Source organism: Azonexus caeni (assembly GCF_048146105.1).
Lineage (GTDB): Bacteria > Pseudomonadota > Gammaproteobacteria > Burkholderiales > Rhodocyclaceae > Azonexus > Azonexus aromaticus_B.
In genome coordinates this window covers 50,199-69,110 of the sequence record NZ_JBKJAD010000020.1, presented here as the reverse complement: position 1 = coordinate 69,110, position 18,912 = coordinate 50,199, and the positions used below count along the sequence as shown (strand labels likewise).

Annotated in this window: 21 protein-coding genes; 19 read left to right on the top strand and 2 right to left on the bottom strand. The window is 65.4% G+C overall.

Features of this window, described 5'->3' with window-relative positions; translation table 11 throughout:
• Positions 1–228: 228 nt before the first annotated feature.
• The 3 genes from ACLIIZ_RS16650 to ACLIIZ_RS16640 are packed head-to-tail and all read left to right on the top strand — an operon-like array spanning position 229 to position 4,258.
• Entirely contained in the window at positions 229–1,434 is a 1,206-nt protein-coding gene (locus ACLIIZ_RS16650; protein ID WP_416693898.1) for a hypothetical protein, read from the top strand.
• A gap of 6 nt (positions 1,435–1,440) precedes the next feature.
• Positions 1,441–1,893 carry a hypothetical protein gene (locus ACLIIZ_RS16645; RefSeq protein ID WP_416693897.1) on the top strand — a complete coding sequence of 151 codons (453 nt, stop codon included), beginning with the start codon at positions 1,441–1,443 and terminating at the stop codon, positions 1,891–1,893.
• Complete coding sequence (locus ACLIIZ_RS16640) at positions 1,871–4,258, top strand: putative bifunctional diguanylate cyclase/phosphodiesterase (protein ID WP_416693896.1); 2,388 nt, start codon at positions 1,871–1,873, stop codon at positions 4,256–4,258. The genes ACLIIZ_RS16645 and ACLIIZ_RS16640 overlap by 23 nt, the downstream gene beginning before the upstream one ends.
• Before the next feature lies 1 nt (position 4,259).
• Here ACLIIZ_RS16640 and ACLIIZ_RS16635 read toward each other — a convergent pair whose 3' ends face one another.
• Entirely contained in the window at positions 4,260–5,096 is an 837-nt protein-coding gene (locus ACLIIZ_RS16635; protein ID WP_416693895.1) for an SIR2 family protein, read from the bottom strand.
• Between the two features lie 216 nt (positions 5,097–5,312).
• On the opposite strand from ACLIIZ_RS16635, the gene ACLIIZ_RS16630 reads away from it, so the two are divergent.
• Positions 5,313–6,458, top strand: a complete 1,146-nt coding sequence (locus ACLIIZ_RS16630; RefSeq protein WP_416693894.1) for a response regulator — start codon at positions 5,313–5,315, stop codon at positions 6,456–6,458.
• 11 nt (positions 6,459–6,469) lie between these two features.
• Here ACLIIZ_RS16630 and ACLIIZ_RS16625 read toward each other — a convergent pair whose 3' ends face one another.
• Positions 6,470–7,360, bottom strand: a complete 891-nt coding sequence (locus ACLIIZ_RS16625; protein ID WP_416693893.1) for an NAD(+)--dinitrogen-reductase ADP-D-ribosyltransferase — start codon at positions 7,358–7,360, stop codon at positions 6,470–6,472.
• 46 nt (positions 7,361–7,406) lie between these two features.
• Here ACLIIZ_RS16625 and nifH point away from each other — a divergent pair, with 46 nt between their 5' ends.
• The 15 genes from nifH to ACLIIZ_RS16550 all read left to right on the top strand — a co-directional run bounded on the left by nifH (position 7,407) and on the right by ACLIIZ_RS16550 (position 18,910).
• Complete coding sequence (nifH, locus tag ACLIIZ_RS16620; RefSeq protein ID WP_416693892.1) at positions 7,407–8,357, top strand: nitrogenase iron protein; 951 nt, start codon at positions 7,407–7,409, stop codon at positions 8,355–8,357.
• Between the two features lie 106 nt (positions 8,358–8,463).
• A complete protein-coding gene (nifD, locus tag ACLIIZ_RS16615; RefSeq protein WP_416693891.1) occupies positions 8,464–9,936 on the top strand; it encodes a nitrogenase molybdenum-iron protein alpha chain in 1,473 nt (490 codons plus the stop codon).
• Between the two features lie 65 nt (positions 9,937–10,001).
• Positions 10,002–11,570, top strand: a complete 1,569-nt coding sequence (gene nifK / locus ACLIIZ_RS16610; RefSeq protein ID WP_416693890.1) for a nitrogenase molybdenum-iron protein subunit beta — start codon at positions 10,002–10,004, stop codon at positions 11,568–11,570.
• Positions 11,571–11,626: 56 nt separating this feature from the next.
• Positions 11,627–11,854 carry a putative nitrogen fixation protein NifT gene (gene nifT / locus ACLIIZ_RS16605; RefSeq protein ID WP_416693889.1) on the top strand — a complete coding sequence of 76 codons (228 nt, stop codon included), beginning with the start codon at positions 11,627–11,629 and terminating at the stop codon, positions 11,852–11,854.
• 16 nt (positions 11,855–11,870) lie between these two features.
• On the top strand, positions 11,871–12,062 hold the full coding sequence (locus tag ACLIIZ_RS16600; protein WP_298396509.1) for a 4Fe-4S binding protein: 192 nt from the start codon (positions 11,871–11,873) through the stop codon (positions 12,060–12,062).
• 66 nt (positions 12,063–12,128) lie between these two features.
• Positions 12,129–12,854 (top strand): dinitrogenase iron-molybdenum cofactor biosynthesis protein, encoded by a 726-nt coding sequence (locus ACLIIZ_RS16595; RefSeq protein WP_416693888.1) that lies wholly within the window; start codon positions 12,129–12,131, stop codon positions 12,852–12,854.
• A gap of 1 nt (position 12,855) precedes the next feature.
• Positions 12,856–13,116: a DUF6129 family protein gene (locus ACLIIZ_RS16590; RefSeq protein ID WP_416693887.1), complete on the top strand. Its 261-nt coding sequence runs from the start codon at positions 12,856–12,858 to the stop codon at positions 13,114–13,116.
• Positions 13,117–13,406: 290 nt separating this feature from the next.
• Complete coding sequence (fdxB, locus tag ACLIIZ_RS16585) at positions 13,407–13,682, top strand: ferredoxin III, nif-specific (protein ID WP_416693886.1); 276 nt, start codon at positions 13,407–13,409, stop codon at positions 13,680–13,682.
• A 68-nt stretch (positions 13,683–13,750) separates the two neighbouring features.
• A complete protein-coding gene (locus tag ACLIIZ_RS16580; protein WP_416693885.1) occupies positions 13,751–14,518 on the top strand; it encodes a 4Fe4S-binding leucine-rich repeat protein in 768 nt (255 codons plus the stop codon).
• Positions 14,515–15,486 (top strand): hypothetical protein, encoded by a 972-nt coding sequence (locus ACLIIZ_RS16575; RefSeq protein WP_416693884.1) that lies wholly within the window; start codon positions 14,515–14,517, stop codon positions 15,484–15,486. Before ACLIIZ_RS16580 ends, ACLIIZ_RS16575 begins: the two co-directional genes overlap by 4 nt.
• Positions 15,487–15,669: 183 nt before the next feature.
• Positions 15,670–16,806, top strand: coding sequence for a homocitrate synthase (gene nifV, locus ACLIIZ_RS16570; protein ID WP_416693883.1), 1,137 nt, complete (start codon positions 15,670–15,672; stop codon positions 16,804–16,806).
• Complete coding sequence (gene cysE / locus ACLIIZ_RS16565) at positions 16,799–17,566, top strand: serine O-acetyltransferase (RefSeq protein ID WP_416693882.1); 768 nt, start codon at positions 16,799–16,801, stop codon at positions 17,564–17,566. Before nifV ends, cysE begins: the two co-directional genes overlap by 8 nt.
• 1 nt (position 17,567) lies before the next feature.
• Complete coding sequence (locus tag ACLIIZ_RS16560; RefSeq protein WP_416693881.1) at positions 17,568–18,107, top strand: hypothetical protein; 540 nt, start codon at positions 17,568–17,570, stop codon at positions 18,105–18,107.
• Positions 18,108–18,116: 9 nt separating this feature from the next.
• Entirely contained in the window at positions 18,117–18,458 is a 342-nt protein-coding gene (gene nifW / locus ACLIIZ_RS16555) for a nitrogenase-stabilizing/protective protein NifW (RefSeq protein WP_416693880.1), read from the top strand.
• Complete coding sequence (locus ACLIIZ_RS16550) at positions 18,455–18,910, top strand: nitrogen fixation protein NifZ (protein ID WP_416693879.1); 456 nt, start codon at positions 18,455–18,457, stop codon at positions 18,908–18,910. The genes nifW and ACLIIZ_RS16550 overlap by 4 nt, the downstream gene beginning before the upstream one ends.
• Positions 18,911–18,912 lie beyond the last annotated feature (2 nt).

Here is an 18,912-nt window from a genome sequence, read left to right as displayed (position 1 = left end):
TTTCTTCCTTCCCTGAAGTTGATTCGTCTTGGTCCTGGCCTTACAGCAATTTCCTTGCCGGATCGGCCTTCCTTGTCGCACAAGGGAATCCGGATGCCGCACCGGGGTAGCTGTCGGCTTTCCGACATACCGCTTGTCGGTTTGGCCCCCCTCGCAAAACCCCAAGCCGCTAGACAAAGTGCATAATCCCGAACAAAGACTAACCGCCCTCCAGCGCATTGGCCGACCATGCCCACCCGCTTCCGGATCATCTGCCTGCTTGCCGTCTCCATGGCCATCGCCAGGCCGGCTTACGCCGACGAAACAGCGCCTGCCCCGCCCTGGCCAGCGATCGAATTCAAGGGTTTCGGGACGCTCGGCGTCGCCCGCAGCGACAGCAAGGACAGCCAGTTCGTCCGCGACCTGTCGCAACCCGACGGACTGGGCAAGCACTGGAGCGGCAAGACCGACACCATGTTCGGTCTGCAGGCGAACCTGACGCTCAGCCCGCGCACCGGCGCCGTCATGCAGGGCCTGGTGCGCTATCGCTACGACGGCAGTTGGCGCCCCGAGCTGAATCTGGCCTTCCTGCGCCACGATCTGGCGCCCGATTTCACGCTGCGCGCCGGCCGCATGGGCACCGAGTTCTACCTGCAGGCCGACGCCCGCCAGGTCGGCTACGCCAGCACCATGCTGCGCCCGCCCGCCGACTATTTCGGGCCGATCGTCGTTTCCTATTTCGACGGCGTCGACGCCAGCCTGACCGGCGATACCGGTTACGGCCTGCTGCGCGGCAAGCTGTTCGCCGGCTGGGCGGCGGAAAAGACGCCGGTGGTCAAGCCGCACACCTGGGATCTGCGCGGTTCGCGCATGGCCGGCGCCTACCTCGACTACCTCAACGGCCCCTGGCAAATGCGCGTCAGCCGCTCGCAGATCCGCTTCCAGCACGAGCTGCCGCTCGACGCCGTGGCCGGCTTTCCGATCCTGACGCTGGCGCCGGAACTCGGCATCGAGGGGCACCACGCCACTTACGACAGCCTCGGCCTGATCTACGACGAAGGCCGACTGCAGGTTCAGGGCCAGGTCAGCAGCATCCACTACGACACATCCGCCTACGAGGACACCCGCGCCGGCTACCTGATGCTGGCCTACCGGGTCGGCCCGGTGACCCCCTACCTCAGCTACTCGCGCAGCCGCTCGCGCGCCGCCAGCCTGAGCACACCGACCGTCCCGGCCTTGCAAACGGCGATCCGCCAGTTCATGGCGCAGACCCACAGCGACCAGGCAACCTACACCCTGGGCGCCCGCTGGGACTTTCAGCGCAACCTGGCGCTCAAGGCGCAACTGGACATGATCCGCGCCGACCGCAGCTCCCGCTTCCCGCAACGCTATACGCAAAACGACTGGGACGGCAGCCTGAACGTCTTCAGTCTGGCGCTCGATTTCGTCTTCTGACCCGGCATGCCGACCCGCCTCTTCTTCCTCCTGCTGCTCCTCGCCAACTGCCCGACGGTGGACGCCGAGCCGGTGGTGGTCGTGGCCGCGCAGCAGGCCACCGAGCGGCTGAGCCGGGAAGAGGTCGCCAACATCTTCCTCGGCCGTTACCGCGCCCTGGCCTCCGGCCTGCCGGCCCAGCCGATCGACCAGCCCCCGGCCAGCGCGTTGCGCAGCGCCTTTTATCAGCAACTGGTGAACAAGGACACCGCCAGCATGAACGCCTACTGGAGCCGCCTGCACTTCTCCGGCAAGGCAACACCGCCACTGCAGACCACCGAGGAGAACGAGGTGATCCGACAGTTGCTCAGCATTCCGGGCGGCATCGCCTACGTCGAACGCAAGCAGGTCGACCAACGCATGCGCATCGTTTTCGAATTCATGCCGAGGGTGACTCATGAGAGCCGCGTTAACCCGTGACGGCATCCTGTTCCGATCGATCCTGGTCACCCTCCTCGCCTTCGCGCTGGTCGGTTTCGCAACCCTCGCCTATACCGTGCAGACGGCGCGCAGCGCGGCCGAGGAACAGTCGCGGGTCAGGCTCGAACAGTTGCTCGACACCGTGCAGAGCACCTTGCGCGTCGCCTGCTTCGTCAAGGACCAGGAACTCGCCCGCGAGGTGGCCAGCGGCCTGCTGAGCAATACCGAAGTCCTGCGCGTCACCATCCACGAGGGCGACAACCAGTTGATCGACCTGCAACGGCGCCGAACAGCTCGTCCAGATGCGGCCAACGCCCTTGAACGCAGCATCCATTCGCCGTTCATCGAAGGCGACGTGATCGGTCGCGTCCGCCTCGTTCCCGACCCGGAGGCGATCGCCGGTCAGGTACGCGCCGAAATCATCGAACGTTCGCTCCAGCTGACCTGGCAACTGACCTTGATCGCCGGCGCCATGGTGGTCACCCTGCTGTTCTTCGTCATCCAGCCAATCAGCGCCATCTCGACCGAACTGCACCGGATGGACCCGACCGCCGGCGACCGCCTGCAGATTCCGGCCGGTCACGCCAAGACCGAAATCGGCCGCCTGGTCCGCGACGTCAACGCGCTGGCCGGTCGCCTGGTGCATGCGCTGGACGAGGAGCACGCGCTGCGCCTGCAGCGCGAGATCGACGAACGGAAGTACCACGCCATCTTCGACAACGCCGAAAGCGGCATCTTCATCGTCGACCGCGACGGCCGGCTGGCCTCGTGGAACCCGGCACTCGCCCGCCTGTTCGGGATCGTCGTCAGCGAGCAGGCCGGCGGCAGCATGCGCCTCGACGCGCTACGCTGGGACAAGCCGGAAATCATCGCCGAACTGCTCGACCACGCCTTTACGGCACGCCAGCCAAGCACGCGCGAAGCCTGCCTGGAGCGGACGGACGGCAGCCGCTGCTGGCTCGACATCGTCCTCAGCCCGGTCGGCGACGAGTTGCTGCAAGGCATCGCCCACGACATTTCCGAACTCAAGGCCGCCGAAGCCACCGCCCGCCGCCAGGCGCTGATCGATCCGCTGACCGGACTGGCCAACCGCGCCGGCCTCGAACAGCACCTGAGCAACGCGATCCGCCAGCAACATCGGCAGCCCGGCGCCGGCTTCACACTGATCTACATCGACCTCGACCGCTTCCGGCTGATCATCGAAGGCATCGGCGTCAGCGCCGGCGACGAGATCCTGCGCGCGGTCGCCGGCCGCCTGGGCACGACGGTCAAGCACAACGACATGCTGGCCCGGCTCTCGGCTGACATCTTCGCGGTCATCCTGCTGGCGCTGCACGATGACGAAACGATCGGCCGGGTCACCGAACGCATCATGGCGGCGCTGAACCAGCCCTATCTGGTCGACGGCTCGCCGGTCCAGCTCAGCGCCAGCCTCGGCGTCACCCGTTTCCCGGACGACGGCAACGACGCCCCGAGCCTGCTGCGCAACGCCGAACTGGCCTGCGACAAGGCCAAGGCCGGTGGCGGCCAGCGCAGCGAGTTCTTCGACCCGGCCCTGGCCGAAGCCGCCGAACAACGCCGGCACATGGAAAACGATCTGCGCCAGGCGCTGCGCGAGCAACAGTTCGAACTCTTCTTCCAGCCCATCGTCGATATTGCCGCCGGCCGCGTCGCCGGCGCCGAGGCGCTGATCCGCTGGCGCCACCCGGAGCGCGGCCTGGTGCCGCCGGACCGTTTCATTCCGCTGATCGAACAATCCGGGCTGATCGACGGCCTCGGCCTCTGGGTGCTCGACGATGCCTGCCGGCAACTGGCCGAATGGCAGCGTGCCGGCCGTCCCCATTACCTGTCGATCAACGTTTCCGGCCGCCAGATTCCGCACGGCCTGCCGCCGGCCGCCGTCGCCGAGGCGCTGGCCCGCCACGGCATCCCGGCCAGCCGGCTGGCGCTGGAAATCACCGAGGGCATCCTGCTCGCCAACATCGGCGAAGCCCAGGCCTGGCTGCAGGCGGTGCAGGCGCTCGGCGTGCGCGTCTATCTCGACGATTTCGGCACCGGCTACTCGTCGCTTTCCTACCTGAACCGCTTCCCGCTCGACACGCTGAAGATCGACCGCTCCTTCGTCCAGGACATGGCCACCGGCAACAACGCCCACTCGCTGGTCATCGCCATCGTCGCCATGGCGCGCAGCGTCGGCCTGCAGGTGGTCGCCGAAGGCGTCGAGACCGCCGGCCAGCTGGAAATCCTCAGCGCCATCGGCTGCCAGTACGCGCAGGGCTACTACCTGTCGCGGCCGGTCACCGCCGCCGACTTTCCGGAAGTCGCCAGCGAGATCGACCGCCGCCTCGCCACGCCGGGCGCCTGATTCAGCCGGCGACGGCGGCGCCGATGAAAGCGAAGATGTCCTCTTCGATGATTTCCAGGCCGATCTTCTTGCAATAGCGCCGTTCCTTGGTCGTCGGTTCGCTGATGAACACCCAGCCGGCCGGCTCGGCCGCCGACCAGATGATGTCGGCCATCACCATGCGCTCGGTGTCGCGATTCAGGCGCATGCCGAGCAGCAGATACTGCTTGCCCTTGCGCATCTCCTTGATCTCCGGCGGAATCGAGAAGCCGCCCATGAGCTCGGTGATGAAATCGACGTAATCGGCGTCGGAAGCGATGTAGACGCCTTCCGGGCGCGGCGTGCCCATCGGTTTGAACAGCACCGGCTTGCTCGGGTCGATCGTCGTCACCGGCGCGTAGCTGCTGCCGTCCCAGGCGTAGAGCTTGTAGCGGTAGTCGGTGCCGCCGATGCGGGCGATGCCGACGATCAGTGTGTGCGGCACGGCGGCGTAGGAATCCTGCAGTTGCGTGTCGCGGTTGATGTCGATCACGTAGTTCGGCGCAATTTCCTTCAGCCAGTCGTGCAGCGCGGCACGCGTCCAGACGGTTTCGCCGTAGGTGCGATTGAGGAACTTGGTGACGGTGCTGCGGCCGCGCTTGAGCTCGACGTTCATCGCCGCCCGCGGGAATTCGTACATCAGCTTGGGCGCCATCGGCTTGCCGCCGTTCATGGCGATGATCAGCGAATCGCTGTCGGCCGGCATCGCCGCGCCGCTCGCCGGATCGCGCACGTCGGCCAGGACGCCGGGGCCCAGATAGGGAACGATGCTGCCGTCACGCAGACCGGCCAGCAGTTTTTCACGCAATTCGGGGGTCATGGTTTTTTGCTCTGTGATTTGGGGTAAGGCGGTCAATGCAAAATCCACGCCCAGACAGCAGCGACGGCGCGATGCGGGTTTCGCCGCGCGCCGCCGGCGGCGGCCTGTCGGGTTTGCGACAAACTGGACAAGCCCGTTCCGCTGGCGCAACATCGCTTCATCATAAGAAGCCGGCGCAGCCACCCGGCCGCCAGCGCCAACGGAGAGGCAAACCCGATGCATGCAGCAGAGCGCCCAACGATCCTCGTCGTCGACGACACCCCGGACAATCTGGCGGTGGTCGCCGGCATGCTCGAACACGATTACCGCGTCCGCGTCGCCGCCTCGGGCGAGCGCGGCCTGCGCATCGCCGCCGCCAGCCCCGCTCCCGACCTGATCCTGCTCGACATCATGATGCCGGACATGGACGGCTACCAGACGCTCGAACAACTGCGCGCCAACCCGGCAACGGCAGACATCCCGGTGATCTTCGTCACGGCGATGGACAGCGACGCCGACGAGGCGGTCGGCCTGGCGCTGGGCGCCGTCGACTACATCGCCAAGCCGATCCGCCCGGCGATCCTGCAGGCGCGCATCCGCACCCAGCTCGAGCTGAAGGCGGCGCGCGACCGCCTGGCCCGCGAGAACGAACGCCTGGAAGAAGGCGTTGCCCAGCGCACCCGCGAGATTGAACTGCTGCGCGATGTCGCCCTGCACGCGCTGGCGACGCTCGCCGAAAAACGCGACAACGAGACCGGCAACCACCTGCTGCGCACGCGCTGCTACATCGAACTGCTGATGGACGATCTGGCGCTGCTGCCCGAGTTCACGCCGGAACTGACACCGCTGCGCCGCAAGGTGATCGCCAAGGCGGCGCCGCTGCACGATATCGGCAAGGTCGGCATTCCCGACGAGATCCTGTGCAAGCCCGGCCCGCTGCCGCCGCCGGAATTCGCGATCATGATGCAGCATGCGCAGATCGGTGCCGACGCGCTGGGCGAGGCGATCGGCCGGGTACTTGCCGAACACGCCAGCCAGCCGCAGCCGGCGGGAGAAATCCACTACGCGCTGACCTTCCTCGAGGTGGCCCGCGAGATCGCCGGCTGTCACCACGAGAAATGGGACGGCAGAGGCTACCCGCGCCAGTTACAGGGCGAGGAAATTCCGCTGGCGGCACGCCTGATGGCGCTTGCCGACGTCTTCGACGCGCTGGTCTCGCGCCGCCACTACAAGCCACCCTTCCCGCTCGAACGGGTGGTCGACATCATTCGCGAAGGGCGCGGCACGCATTTCGACCCGCGCATCGTCGACAGCTTCCTCAAGCAGATCGACGCCTTTGCCGAAATCGCCGGCCGCCTCGCCGACCCGCACCCGGCCGACTGAAAGCCGGCGCTTCAGCGCGTTGACAGCGTGACGTCGACGACGCCGCCGATCGCCAGAAATTCGTCCTCGCCCTGCAGCACGCCGGGCAGCAGGCCGCAGTAGAAGAAGATCTTGGTCAGCGGCACCTCGACGGCGAGGATGTAGTCGCCGAACTCGCAGGCCCGCTCGCGGCTGCAGGTGAAGGAACTGAGGTTGTTGAGCAGCAGGGTGTAACGATCGCCCGCGCCGCGCCCCAGGATTTCGTAGTCGGCAACGCGATTGACCCCGCGGTACAGGGTGACATGACGAGCGCCGTTGTGACGCCGCGCCAGTTCGTACTGGCAATAGGTGTAGACGAGGTCGAGCTGGGCTTCCAGCGCGTTCGTCCCGTACAGGCCGCTGGCGCGCATTTCCAGGTAGCGCTGCCAGCTATCGCCGCCAGCCTCGCGCAGCGGCGTGCCATGCCAGCGCGGCAGCAGGCCGAAGCGCGATTCGACCCAGCCCTTGAGCACCGCGCCCTCGCGGCTGTCGGAATCGAAGCTCCAGCCGCGGATCAGGCGCACGTAATTGGCCTTGGCGCGCCCCTTGCGCCGCCCGGTGTAGCCCATTTCCTCGGGCCATTCGAGCTGGAAGCGGACGGTCAGGTAGTCGCGGAAGACGTCGCCGCGCCGCTCGTCATCGTCACCGGCCAGGGCCAGGCGGCGGAACAGGTCGTGATGCAGTTCGGCGACCCCGTCGAGCAGTAGCGGCGACGGATGGCGCTGGTAGGTCAGGCTGCCCAGCACCACCGCCGGCAGGTTGCAGCGATTGATCGGCAGACGTGCCTCGCGTGGCAGGCTCGCTTTGTCGTCACCCCGACACAGGCCGCGCCCATTGTCGCAAACCCGCGCCCCCTCGGACGGCTGCCAGGAAAAATTTTCCATTGAATAATCAGTTATTTGGGTTCTGTCAGTCGACCTGGCACGCTCCGTGCAGAAGGTCAGTCGCGACACTCACCAATCATTTTCAAATCGACTGACAGTTCAAGGAGATTACACCATGGCAAAACTGCGTCAATGCGCCATCTACGGCAAGGGTGGCATCGGCAAGTCCACCACCACCCAGAACCTGGTTGCCGCTCTCGCCGAGTCCGGCAAGAAGGTCATGATCGTCGGCTGCGACCCGAAGGCCGACTCGACCCGCCTGATCCTGCACAGCAAGGCTCAAACCACCGTCATGCACCTGGCTGCTGAAGCCGGTTCGGTCGAAGACCTCGAACTCGAAGACGTCCTGTCGGTCGGTTTCGGCGGCGTCAAGTGCGTTGAATCCGGTGGCCCGGAACCCGGCGTCGGCTGTGCCGGCCGCGGCGTCATCACCGCCATCAACTTCCTGGAAGAAGAAGGCGCCTATGACGAAGACCTCGACTTCGTTTTCTACGACGTCCTCGGTGACGTGGTCTGCGGTGGCTTCGCCATGCCGATCCGCGAAAACAAGGCGCAGGAAATCTACATCGTCTGCTCCGGCGAAATGATGGCCATGTACGCCGCCAACAACATCGCCAAGGGCATCGTCAAGTACGCCAACTCCGGTGGCGTGCGTCTCGCCGGCCTGATCTGCAACAGCCGCAACACCGACCGCGAAGACGAACTGATCATGGCCCTGGCCTCGCGCCTGGGCACCACGATGATCCACTTCGTGCCGCGCAACAACGTCGTGCAACACGCTGAAATCCGCCGCATGACCTGCGTTGAATACGATCCGAGCCACAAGCAGTCCGACGAGTACCGCGCCCTGGCCTCGAAGATCGTCAACAACACCAACTTCGTCATCCCGACCCCGGTCGAGATGGAAGAGCTGGAAGAGCTGCTGATGGAATTCGGCATCATGGAAGCGGAAGACGAGTCGATCGTCGGCAAGACCGCTGCCGAACTGGCCGCCTGATAGTCGCCAACGGGATCGCCGCTGCGGCGGCATCCCGGCAAAGTCTTACCAAACCATCTGTGGCGCCGTGCACGGATAGATGCCGGCGCAACGAAAGGAGTTTCAAATGGCAGCGCTCACCCGCGAAGAATCCGCCGCCCTCATCGCCGAGGTGCTGGAGGTTTACCCCGAAAAGGCCAAGAAGGACCGGGCCAAGCACTTGATGGTCAACGACACCACGCTGGAGTCGTCGAAGAAGTGCATCACCTCCAACCGCAAGTCCCTGCCGGGCGTCATGACCATGCGCGGTTGTGCCTACGCCGGTTCCAAGGGCGTGGTCTGGGGTCCGATCAAGGACATCATCTCGATCTCGCACGGCCCCATCGGCTGCGGCCAGTACGCCCGCGCCGGCCGCCGCAACTACTACGTCGGCACCACCGGCGCCGATGCCTTCTGCGAAATGAACTTCACCTCGGACTTCCAGGAACGCGACATCGTCTTCGGCGGTGACAAGAAGCTGGCCAAGCTGATCGAGGAAATCGAAATCCTGTTCCCGCTGAACAAGGGTATCTCGGTTCAGTCGGAATGCCCGATCGGCCTCATCGGCGACGACATCGAAGCCGTCTCCAAGAAGGCCGCCGCCCAGATCGGCAAGCCGGTCGTGCCGGTGCGCTGCGAAGGCTTCCGCGGCGTTTCGCAATCGCTCGGCCACCACATCGCCAACGACTCCGTCCGTGACTGGATCCTCTCCAACCGCGACGGTCAGGCTTTCGAAACCACCCCCTACGATGTTGCCATCCTCGGCGACTACAACATCGGCGGTGACGCCTGGGCTTCGCGCATCCTGCTCGAAGAAATGGGCCTGCGCGTGGTCGCCCAGTGGTCCGGCGACGGCACCCTGGCGGAAATGGAAAACACCCCGAAGGTCAAGCTGAACCTGCTGCACTGCTACCGCTCGATGAACTACATCAGCCGGCACATGGAAGAGAAGTACGGGATTCCCTGGATGGAATACAACTTCTTCGGCCCGACCAAGATCAAGGAATCGCTGCGCAAGATCGCTTCCTTCTTCGACGACAAGATCAAGGCTGGCGCCGAAGCCGTCATCGAAAAGTACACGCCGATGATGGACGAGGTGATCGCCAAGTACAAGCCGCGCCTGGAAGGCAAGAAGGTCATGCTCTACGTCGGCGGCCTGCGTCCGCGTCACGTGGTCGGCGCCTACGAGGATCTGGGCATGGAAGTGGTCGGCACCGGCTACGAATTCGCCCACAACGACGACTACGACCGCACGATCAAGGAAATGGGCGACGCCACCCTGATCTACGACGACGTCACCGGCTACGAGTTCGAAGAGTTCGTCAAGGCCTGCAAGCCCGACCTGATCGGCTCCGGGATCAAGGAAAAGTACGTCTTCCACAAGATGGGCATTCCTTTCCGCCAGCTCCACTCCTGGGACTACTCGGGCCCGTACCACGGCTGCGACGGCTTCGCCATCTTCGCCAAGGACATGGACCTGACGCTGAACAACCCGTGCTGGAACATGATGAAGGCCCCGTGGGACAAGGCCGCCGTCGCAGCTGAACAGAAGGCTGCCTGATCAGGCGGCAATCCTAAACTTACGCCCGTATCCACGGATTGGTGGTGCGGGCGAAGGAGATCAAGATGCAAACCGTAGAGAAGATCAAGCCGTGCTACCCCTTGTTTCGCGATGACGACTACAAGGCGACCCTGACCAACAAGAAGGCTCAGTTCGAGGAAGGTCATTCCAAGGACAAAGTCTGGGAAATTTTCAACTGGACGACCACCCAGGAATACCAGGAACTGAACTTCAAGCGCGAAGCGCTCACCGTCAATCCGGCCAAGGCCTGCCAGCCGCTCGGTTCCGCCCTGTGCGGTCTGGGCTTCAAGAAGTCCCTGGTGTATATCCACGGCTCGCAAGGTTGCGTGGCCTACTTCCGCACCTACTTCAACCGCCACTTCAAGGAACCGATCGCCTTCATCGCCGACTCGATGACTGAAGATGCAGCCGTGTTCGGCGGTCAGAAGAACGTTCATGAAGGCCTGGCCAACGCCACCAAGCTCTACGGTGCCGAGATGATCGCCATGTCGACCACCTGTATCGCCGAAGTCATCGGCGACGACCTGAACGCCTTCATCAACAACGCGAAGAACGAAGGTCACCTGGACAAGGATTTCCCGGTTCCCTTCGCGCACACCCCGTCCTTCGTCGGCAGCCATGTCACCGGCTGGGACAACATGGAAGAAGGGATCCTGCGCTACTTCACGCTGAACACCATGGAAGGCAAGGTCGTCGGCTCCAACGGCAAGATCAACATCGTGCCGGGCTTCGAGACCTACCTCGGCAACTACCGTGTGATCAAGCGCTACCTGAAGGAAATGGGCGTCGATTACACGATGCTCAGCGATCCGGAAGAAGTGCTCGACACCCCGGCTGACGGCGAATTCCGCATGTACGCCGGCGGCACGACGATGGACGAGGTCAAGGATGCGCCGAACGCCATCACCACCTTCCTGGTCCAGCCGCTGACCTGCGAGAAGACGAAGAAGTTCGTCGAAAACACCTGGAACCACGAAGTGCCGAAGACCAACATCCCGATGGGTGTGGAATGGACCGACGAGTTCCTGATGAAGGTCTCGGAAGCCACCGGCAAGCCGATCGCCGACTCCATCAAGCTGGAGCGTGGCCGCCTGATCGACATGATGACCGACTCGCATGCCTGGCTGCACGGCAAGAAGATGGCCCTCTACGGCGATCCGGACTTCCTGATGGGCATGGTCAAGCTACTGCTGGAATTCGGCATCGAGCCGACCCACATCGTCTGCAACAACGGCAGCAAGAAGTGGGCGAAGGCGATGGAAAAGCTGCTCGCCAGCTCGCCCTACGGCGTCAATGGCAAGGCCTACCCGGGCGCCGACCTCTGGCACCTGCGCAGCCTGTGCTTCACCGACAAGCCGGACTTCCTGATCGGCAACAGCTACGGCAAGTACATCCAGCGCGACACCGTGCATAAGGGCAAGGAATTCGAAGTTCCGCTGATCCGCATCGGCTTCCCGATCTTCGACCGCCACCACCTGCACCGGATGACGACGCTGGGCTACGAAGGCGCGATGTATGTCCTGACCACCCTGACCAACGCGGTTCTCGAACGCCTCGACGACCAGACCCGCGAAATGGGTGTCACCGACTACAACCACGACCTGGTTCGCTAACCCGCCGCCAGGGACCGGGCGGCACCCGCCGCCCGGTCCTGCCACCGGAGTGCCTCATGGCCAACATCATGATTCGCCAGAATGCCGCAGGCGGGCTGGTTTTCTACCTGCCCAAGCGCGACCTGGAAGCTGCCATCGAATCCATCGAGTTCGACACCGCTGAAAAGTGGGGTGGCGTCCTCATGCTGGAGAACGGTGGCAGCTATTACGTTGACCCGATCGCCAAACCCGCCCGCCTGCCCATCTCGGTCCGGGCCAGGCGCCTGGGCGCGGCGGAAGACTGAAGACAGGAGAAACATCATGGCAATGTATATCGATCCCGATATGTGCACCGCTTGCGACGATTGCCGTCCGATCTGCCCGACCAAGGCGATCAAGAAGGGCAAGGTGTTCTACACCATCGACGCCGCCACCTGCACCGAATGCGAAGGCGAAAACGACACGCCGATGTGCGTGAACGTCTGCCCCTCGGGCTGTATTTCGCCCGCCTGAGAGCCGGCAACCGAGCGTCCGGCCCGCCGGGCGTTCCATTACCCGCTTTCACGCCAGGAGATAGTCATGAGCCAACCCGTCGCTTCCCGCGAAGCCGCCTACCGTATCGCACTGGCCGCCAGGGCCCTGGAAGGTCTGGAAGTCCGCGCCCTGGTCAACGCGCTGGCCGAAAAACTCGAGCTGCCGATCACCGAAAGCAAGCTCTCCCGCCTGACCGTCGAGGACTTGCGCGAAATCCTCGCCGGCGACCATGCCGACGAGAACTGCACGGTCGGCGTCAGCCCGGAAGCGCTCAAGGAAACCGTGCGCATCCTCTGGGGCCAGGACGTCGCCGGCAGCGACAAGCCGACCCCGGAGGCCTACCAGGAAGGTGACATGCCCGGCTCGATCCGCGTCGCCATCGCCGCCAACCGCGGCGAAAATCTCGACGGCCACTTCGGGTCCTGCGAGAACTTCCTGATCTACCAGCTCTCGCCGACCGAAATCCGGCTGGTCGACGTGCGCTCCGGCCTCGACGCCGATGCCGCGGAAGACCGCAACGCGGCACGGGCGGCGGTGATCAACGATTGCCAGATCGTCTATCTGCAATCGATCGGCGGCCCGGCGGCGGCCAAGGTCGTGCGTGCCGGCGTCCATCCGCTGAAGAAGCCGAAGGGCGGAGCCGCCCGCGAAGTGCTCGGCGAACTGCAAGGCGCCCTGCTCAACCCGCCGCCCTGGCTGGCGCGGATCATGGGCATCGCCCCCGGCTCGCTCGCCCGCTACGCCGAAGCGCTTGACGCCGAGGAGGCCTGAGATGACCCCCGAACGCCTGGCCGAAGTGGTGAGCGCCGTCGAGCGCGGCGACAACGCCAGCACGCTGCGCGCCAGCTTCAGCGAACTGATCTTCACCGAATGCAGCGAAGACGACATCTCGCCGCGCCTGCAAGCAGTGGCCACCACGCCGGCCGCCCTGATCTACCTGATCACCGGCATCAGCGGCCACTGCCTGGAAGCGACCAGCGACCTGGCGGTTGCCAACGGCGTGATCATCGCCGGCCGCGACAGCGACGAATAAACGCCGCGCAAACGCCGGCTTGTTGCCCTCCAGGGCGCCAGGCCGGCGTTGTCGCATCTACGCCCCGAATTCGTGCGAAGCCGCCAAGCCACCTGTCGCATTCCCCACAAATACCCGACAAACCATTGAAAAACAACGATTTCATGAGTGGCACCAAATTTGCTCATCATGAATGCGTGAGCCAGGAAGGACGTTCCGGAAGAAACCGGCCGCCGATCTGGCAGATGACATCATTCAACCACTCGCGGCCGGCAGCCACCGGCCGGAACACTGCTTAGAAAGGAAGTAGCATGGCTGACTACACCGCGCTGACCCGGGCCGGCAACCCCTGGATTCCGCAATTCGTGACCGCCCTCGACGAGGAAAAGTGCATCGGCTGTGGTCGTTGCTACAAGGTCTGCCCGCGCGACGTGCTCAACCTCATCGACTCCGACGAGGATGACGACGAGGACGAAAGCGCCGCCGCCAAGATGACCCTGAAGGATCTCGGTGACTGCATCGGCTGCAGCGCCTGCGGTCGGGTCTGCCCGAAGAACTGCTTCAGCTACGAAGCGCTCGCCGCCTGAGCCGGACCATGGGTTGCCGGTCCGTCCGGCAGCCCGCCTTCTCATCCCGCCAGGAACAGGCCGCGATCATGGCCGAGCCGCCAAACCAGAAAGCCGTTGCCAACGGCCTGTGCGCCCATTGCCCACTGTACCCGTCCTTTCTTGAGGCGGGTCGCTGCCAGCCGGGCGAGGCCTGCATCCGTGCCCACAGCGGCCGGCAGATCGACCGTTTCCTGCGCCGCAACCCGGACGAGGCCGAGCACTACCTCGACGACATCTTCTGGGAACGCCGCGCCATCGCCGCACGCCACGCGCCGGTCGACCGCATCTTCCGCCTCAAGAGCGACAGCGACGAAGTCGTTCGCCGCGTCGTCGCCAGCCGCCTGCCGGTCGACCAACTGGCGGCGATGGCCAGCGACCCCGACCGCGAAGTCCGCCTGTCGGTGGCCGCCCGCCTGCCGGAAGAACAATTGCCACAGTTGATCGACGACGCCGACTACCTGATCCGCGCCACCGTCGCCCGCCGCCTGCCGCACGGCCAGCTCTCGCGCCTGGCCAAGGACCCGGAACGCGAAGTGCGCAAGGTCGTCGCCAGCCGCCTGCCAGCCTTCGCCCTGCACCTGCTGGCCGACGACCCGGAACCGGAAGTGCGCGCGCTGGTCGCCGAGCGCGCCTTGCCCGGCCTCGCCATCGCCTTGCTCGGCGACCCCGAGTGGTGGGTGCGCCTGGCCGCCATCGACAACGTCCCACCCGAACAACTGGCCGCGCTGGCCGACGACCCGGAACCCGAAGTCCGGGCCGCCGCCCTCGCCCGCCTCAGCCCCACCACCGCCGTCCGCCCCGAGGAAAGAACATGAGCAAGGAAAGCACCGCCTGGACCGAATACTGCAAGTCGCTGTCGCCTGCCATTGCCGGCGCCTGCGCCAGGACCACGGTCAGCGCCGGCCCGACGGCGCTGGTCAAGGCGCTCGACACGGCGCTGGAAGACTGGAAATTCCGCCACGCCTTTGCCCGCGGCGGCTGGTACCGCCTGGGCGGCGTCGTCGACGGCAGCGGCGAACGCGTTTCCGACAATCTCGAGACCTGGCTGGAACAGGAACTCGCCGCCCGCGACGGCGACATCGACCTCCTGGTCGACGATTACGCCGACCAGGAACTCTACGCCACCCGTCTGGTCGGCCAGACCCATTACCTCACCGCCTGCGTCGGCGACGCCCACGAAGACTTCCTCCTGCTCGAAATCGAGGATCTCCAGGAAATGCGCGCCCACCGCCTGTTTGTCGGCGAGCCGGGCTCGCTCGAGGAGTTGACCGATCCGCGCAGCGGCAGCGAGAAACTGCAGCCGCTCGATCTGCCTTTCTACACTTTCCGCCGCCTGCAGCACATCGGTGCCCTGCTGCAGCGCATGCTGGTCCAGAAACCGGAAGCAGCGCCGATCCACCGCATGTTCGAGGACTGGACCAAGAGCAGCGCCGGGCAGACCAGCGCCTACAGCAACCACTGGGTGATCGCCACCCGCGAACACCTCGACCGCTATCAGCAACCGATCATCCGTGCCCAACCGATCGCCACCCTGGCCGGCGAGCCGCCGACTTTCGGCGCGGCAGCGACGACCCGCCAGCTCGAACTGCACCAGGCGCTGACTCAGTTCGACCGCGGCGTCGGCTTCCCGATGGCCTGGTATTTCCACATGCTGACCAGCAAGGCCGTCCCGCACTGGGTGGCGCAGGCGGTCATCGAGGACGCACTCGACGGCTATGCCTACCTGCCGCCGCGCGACCTGGAAGTGGTCCGCCACTGGCTGCACGCGCCCTACACGCTATAGGACCACCCGCCACCGACGCCCCGGTCGTGACCCGGCCGGGGCGTCGTCGCGTTGACCGCCGGCGCCGTGTAGGAATCACGACATGACATTGACAATGTCACTCAAAGAAAAACAATAACTCAATTAAATCAACAATATAAAAGCTGGCACCGGGCTTGCTAATAAAGCAGCAAGGAGCCATCCATGACCCAGCCCTTCATCACCATCAACGACACCACGCTGCGCGACGGCGAGCAATCCGCCGGGGTTGCCTTCTCGCTCGACGAGAAGCTGGCGATCGCCCGCCGCCTCGACGCCATCGGCGTCCCCGAGCTGGAAGTCGGCATCCCGGCGATGGGCGAGGAAGAGCGCGCGTCGATCCGCGCCGTCGCCGGCCTCGGCCTCAACCCGAAGCTGATGGTGTGGAGCCGCATGCACCCCGAGGACATCGCCGCCTGCCGCGACCTCGGCGCCCACCTGGTCGATATCTCGGTGCCGGCTTCCGAACAGCACCTCGCCTACAAGTTGAAGCGCGACCGCCAATGGCTGCTGCGCGAACTGCCGAAGTACATCGGCGCCGCCCGCGACCTCGGCCTCGACGTCGGCGTCGGCTGCGAGGACGCCTCGCGCGCCGACCCTGACTTCCTCTGCGCGCTGGCCGAAGTGGCCGAACGCAGCGGCGCCCGTCGCCTGCGCTTCGCCGACACCCTGGGCATCCTTGAGCCATTCACCACCTTCGACCGGATCGCCCGCCTGCGTGCCAATACCGGCCTCGAAATCGAGATGCACGCGCACGACGACATGGGGCTGGCCACCGCCAACACGCTGGCCGCCTGCAAGGCCGGCGCGACGCACGTCAACACCACGGTCAACGGGCTGGGCGAACGCGCCGGCAACGCGCCGCTGGAAGAAGTCGTGCTCGGTCTGAAGAAATTGCACGGCATCGAAACCGGCGTCGAACTGCGCGGTTTTCCGGCGCTCTCGGCGCTCGTCGCCAGCGCTTCCGGGCGTGCCGTGCCCTGGCAGAAGAGCGTCGTCGGCGCTGGCGCCTTCACGCACGAAGCCGGCATCCATGTCGATGGCCTGCTCAAGCATCCGGACAACTACCAGGGTTTCGACCCGCAGGAAGTCGGCCAGGCGCACCGCATCGTGCTCGGTAAGCATTCCGGTTCGCGCGCCGTGCAGGTGGTCTATGCCGGCCTCGGCGTCGACCTCGACGAAGCCCAGGCGCAGGCGCTGTTGCCGCAGGTGCGCGCTTTCGTCGCCAGCCACAAGCATCCGCCCGAGACGGCCGACCTGATCGGCCTGCTCGCCTCCCTCAGGAGCCCGCTCCATGTCTGACACCCTGACCATGACCGCCCCCACCGTTCCCGCACCGGGCCTGCGCGCCACGCTCCGTGAAGACCTCGCCTGCGTTTTCGAACGCGACCCGGCGGCCCGCTCGACGCTCGAGGTGCTGACCACCTACCCCGGCCTGCACGCCATCCTCGCCTACCGCGTCGCCCACCGCCTGTGGCATGGCGGCTGGCGCTACGCGGCGCGCTTCCTCTCCTTCTTCGCCCGCATGCTGACCAACGTCGACATCCACCCGGGGGCGACGATCGGCCGCCGCTTCTTCATCGATCACGGCGCCTGCGTCGTGATCGGCGAAACCGCCGAGATCGGCGACGACGTCACGCTCTACCACGGGGTCACGCTGGGCGGCACCTCGTGGCGCAAGGGCAAACGCCACCCGACGCTGGAAAACGGCGTCGTCGTCGGCGCCGGCGCCAAGATTCTCGGGCCGATCACGATCGGCGAGCGGGTCCGCGTCGGCGCCAACTCGGTGGTGGTCAAGAACGTCCCGGCCGACCGCACCGTGGTCGGCATTCCCGGCCGCATCGTCGATACCCGCGCCGCGCGCAAGCCGGGCAGCATCGACCTCGAACACAACGTGCTGCCCGACCCGGTGGCACGCTCGATCGCCTGCCTGATCGAACGCATCGAGACGCTGGAAAAGGAACTGGCGACGCTGCGCCACGAACCGGCGCCGCACACCGCCAGCGACTGCCAGACCTGCAGCGCCGGCGACCTGTGCTGCGAGAGCGAGGCGATGCACTGACATGGACCTGCTCGATTTCGCCGACGACACGCTGTACTTCGAGGAGCCGCTGGCGGCTGAAGCCGCCGCGCTCCTTGTCCAGGCGGCCAGCGAATACGGCGAACCGGCCGCCGAACTGTCGCTGCTGCGCGCCCACCTGCTGGCTCCGGACAGCCTGACCGTGCTGGTCGGCATCTACCGCTACTACTTCTACCAGCACCGTCTGGAAGACGCGCTGCAGGTCGCCGAACTCGCCATGCAGCTCTCCGGCCGCCGGCTCGGCCTGCCGGCCTGGGAGCGTATCGACGAAACGCGGCTGGCCGCCGCCGCCGCCAGCTCCTTCGGCATGCTGCGCTTCTACCTGCTAGCGCTGAAGGCGGCCAGCGTCGTCCTGCTTCGTCTCGGCCGCATCGCCGATTCCCGCCAGCGCCTGTGCAAGTTGGCCGCGCTCGACAGCCGCGACCAGCTCGGCGCCGGCAAGCTGCTCGAAGTGGTCGACGCCTTCCGTGGCAACACGGAAGACGAAGAGAACATTCCCGATTTGAAACTTGTTGCAGCCTGAGGAGGCATCATGGAAGACACCCTGACCCTAGCCGAAGCGATGGAAGACCTGGTCTCCGCCGAAGACTTCCTGGACTATTTCGAAATCCCCTACGACGCCTCGGTGGTCCATGTAAACCGCCTGCACATCCTGCAGCGCTTCCACGACTACCTGGCCCGTCAGGCGCCCAACCTGCCGCCGGAAGAGGAACAGCAGCGCGCCATCTACCGCCTCTGGCTGGAACGCGCCTATCTCGACTTCACCGTCTCCGACGCGCTGACCGAGAAGGTCTTCGCCGTCTTCCAGCACGTCGCCACGCCGGAAGGTGGCATGAGTTCCTTCGTCTCGCTGGACAAGGTCTTCCGGCAATGAGACCACGCTGGGAATATGGCGACACCGTGCGCCTGATCCGCAACGTGCGCAACGACGGCACCTACCCTGGGCTCGACCCCGGCGAGCCGCTGGTGCGCCGCGGCAGCACCGGCGTCGTCGTCGATGTCGGCACCTTCCTGCAGGATCAGATCATCTACTCGGTGAACTTTCTCGAACTGGGCAAGATCGTCGGCTGTCGCGAGGAAGAGCTGATCGACATCGACGAAACCTGGACGCCGTCGCGTTTCGAATTCCGCGAGAAGGTACGCAGCGCCCGCCAGCTCGCCGTGGACGGCAAGGTCCTGGTCGAACTCGGGGCGATCGGCGAAGTCATCAAGGTGATCCGCGACGCGCCGGGCGGCGTTGCCTATCACATCCATTTCGACAGTCTGCCGGGGCGCCTGCTGCAAATCCCGGAAGCTACCCTGGAACCCCTTGTCGACGGGGAGTAAGA

Coding starts and splice junctions, on each gene's coding strand:
- ACLIIZ_RS16560 (WP_416693881.1), top strand. CDS start 17,568: ATGGACCTGCTCGATTTCGCCGACGACACGCTGTACTTCGAGGAGCCG.
- nifD (WP_416693891.1), top strand. CDS start 8,464: ATGGCAGCGCTCACCCGCGAAGAATCCGCCGCCCTCATCGCCGAGGTG.
- cysE (WP_416693882.1), top strand. CDS start 16,799: ATGTCTGACACCCTGACCATGACCGCCCCCACCGTTCCCGCACCGGGC.
- ACLIIZ_RS16630 (WP_416693894.1), top strand. CDS start 5,313: ATGCATGCAGCAGAGCGCCCAACGATCCTCGTCGTCGACGACACCCCG.
- nifT (WP_416693889.1), top strand. CDS start 11,627: ATGGCCAACATCATGATTCGCCAGAATGCCGCAGGCGGGCTGGTTTTC.
- ACLIIZ_RS16635 (WP_416693895.1), bottom strand. CDS start 5,096: ATGACCCCCGAATTGCGTGAAAAACTGCTGGCCGGTCTGCGTGACGGC.
- ACLIIZ_RS16590 (WP_416693887.1), top strand. CDS start 12,856: ATGACCCCCGAACGCCTGGCCGAAGTGGTGAGCGCCGTCGAGCGCGGC.
- ACLIIZ_RS16580 (WP_416693885.1), top strand. CDS start 13,751: ATGGCCGAGCCGCCAAACCAGAAAGCCGTTGCCAACGGCCTGTGCGCC.
- ACLIIZ_RS16600 (WP_298396509.1), top strand. CDS start 11,871: ATGGCAATGTATATCGATCCCGATATGTGCACCGCTTGCGACGATTGC.
- ACLIIZ_RS16650 (WP_416693898.1), top strand. CDS start 229: ATGCCCACCCGCTTCCGGATCATCTGCCTGCTTGCCGTCTCCATGGCC.
- ACLIIZ_RS16595 (WP_416693888.1), top strand. CDS start 12,129: ATGAGCCAACCCGTCGCTTCCCGCGAAGCCGCCTACCGTATCGCACTG.
- nifW (WP_416693880.1), top strand. CDS start 18,117: ATGGAAGACACCCTGACCCTAGCCGAAGCGATGGAAGACCTGGTCTCC.
- nifV (WP_416693883.1), top strand. CDS start 15,670: ATGACCCAGCCCTTCATCACCATCAACGACACCACGCTGCGCGACGGC.
- fdxB (WP_416693886.1), top strand. CDS start 13,407: ATGGCTGACTACACCGCGCTGACCCGGGCCGGCAACCCCTGGATTCCG.
- ACLIIZ_RS16645 (WP_416693897.1), top strand. CDS start 1,441: ATGCCGACCCGCCTCTTCTTCCTCCTGCTGCTCCTCGCCAACTGCCCG.
- ACLIIZ_RS16550 (WP_416693879.1), top strand. CDS start 18,455: ATGAGACCACGCTGGGAATATGGCGACACCGTGCGCCTGATCCGCAAC.
- ACLIIZ_RS16575 (WP_416693884.1), top strand. CDS start 14,515: ATGAGCAAGGAAAGCACCGCCTGGACCGAATACTGCAAGTCGCTGTCG.
- ACLIIZ_RS16625 (WP_416693893.1), bottom strand. CDS start 7,360: ATGGAAAATTTTTCCTGGCAGCCGTCCGAGGGGGCGCGGGTTTGCGAC.
- ACLIIZ_RS16640 (WP_416693896.1), top strand. CDS start 1,871: ATGAGAGCCGCGTTAACCCGTGACGGCATCCTGTTCCGATCGATCCTG.
- nifK (WP_416693890.1), top strand. CDS start 10,002: ATGCAAACCGTAGAGAAGATCAAGCCGTGCTACCCCTTGTTTCGCGAT.